Here is a 1,424-nt window from a genome sequence, read left to right as displayed (position 1 = left end):
CCGCGCAGCGGCTTGCCGAGATAGGTCACGTCACCGCCGGTCGGCTCGATCAGCCCGGCGATGATCCGCAGCAGCGTCGACTTGCCCGAGCCCGAACGGCCGAGCAGCCCGACGATCTCGCCCTCGCGCAGCGACAGGTTCGCGTCGTCGAGCACGAGCAACTCGCCCTGCGTCTTGTTGAAGCCGCGGCAGACGTGATCGACGCGCAGGATTTCCTCACCGAGGCGCGGCGGCTGGGACGTCTGGACGGGGGCGTTTACAGCATTCGGATTGTGCATCGCGTTTCGCTCTCAATCGGTCTCAGTCGAGCCGCAGCTTCGCTTCGGCGAAGGCATACAGCGGGCGCCACAGCAGGCGGTTGAACAGGGTGACGAACAGGGACATCACGGCGATGCCCAGGATGATCTTCGGAAAGTCGCCGGCGGCGGTGGTCTGCGCGATATACGCGCCGAGGCCGTGCGCCTCGATCTTGGTCGAGCCCCACTGCACCGCTTCCGACACGATGCTCGCGTTCCATGCTCCGCCCGAGGCGGTGATCGCGCCGGTCACGTAGTACGGGAAGATGCCGGGCAGGATCGCCTGGCGCCACCACTGCCAGCCGCGGATCCGGAAGTTCGTCGCGGCTTCGCGATAGTCGTTCGGATAGGACGTGGCGCCGGCGATCACGTTGAACAGGATATACCACTGCGTGCCGAGCACGATCAGCGGCGACAGCCAGATGTCGGGGTTCAGGTGGAAGCGCGCGATCACGATCACGAACACCGGGAACAGCAGGTTCGCCGGGAACGCGGCAAGGAACTGCGCGAGCGGCTGCAGCTTCTCGGCCAGCTTCGGGCGCAGCCCGACCCACACGCCGATCGGCACCCAGATCACCGACGCGATCGAGATCAGCACGACCACGCGCAGCAGCGTGATGAGCCCGAGCGCGACGACGTGCCCGACCTCCCCCATCGTCACGCCGGTCGACACGAAGCTGACGACGCGCCACACGATATAGGCCGTGCCGAGTAGCAAGAGCGCCGCCCATGCGATGTCGACCGTGCGCGATGCCTTCTTCTCGACCTTCGGCAGCGAGAAGCGCATTGCGCCCGACAGCGGCAGGCGCAGCGGAATCCGCGCCGCCTTCGCGAAGAACCAGCCGGCCGGCACGAGCAACTGGTGAATCAGGCGCGTGCGACGCACGAGGTCGAGCAGCCAGGATTGCGGCGCATCGCCCGATGCGGTGTTCTCCATCCGGAACTTGTCGGCCCATGCGATCAGCGGGCGGAACAGGAATTGGTCGTAGGCCAGGATCACGACCGTCATCGTCAGGATCACCCAGCCGATCGCACCGAGGTTCTTGTCCGAGATCGCCTGCGCGAGATACGCGCCGATGCCCGGCAGCGTGATGGTCTGGTTGCCGACGGTGATCGCCTCCGACGCGA

Annotated in this window: 2 protein-coding genes; both read right to left on the bottom strand. The window is 66.4% G+C overall.

Features of this window, described 5'->3' with window-relative positions:
* On the bottom strand, window positions 1–278 hold a 278-nt coding region (locus tag DIE16_RS36220; RefSeq protein WP_124668723.1), incomplete at its 3' end, for an ATP-binding cassette domain-containing protein.
* Window positions 279–300: 22 nt separating this feature from the next.
* Window positions 301–1,424, bottom strand: a 1,124-nt coding sequence (locus tag DIE16_RS36215; RefSeq protein ID WP_124894419.1) for an ABC transporter permease subunit, incomplete at its 5' end; no start/stop codon positions are given.

This window comes from Burkholderia sp. Bp9090 (assembly GCF_003857985.1).
GTDB lineage: Bacteria > Pseudomonadota > Gammaproteobacteria > Burkholderiales > Burkholderiaceae > Burkholderia.
This window is presented reverse-complemented; position numbering and strand designations above follow the sequence as displayed.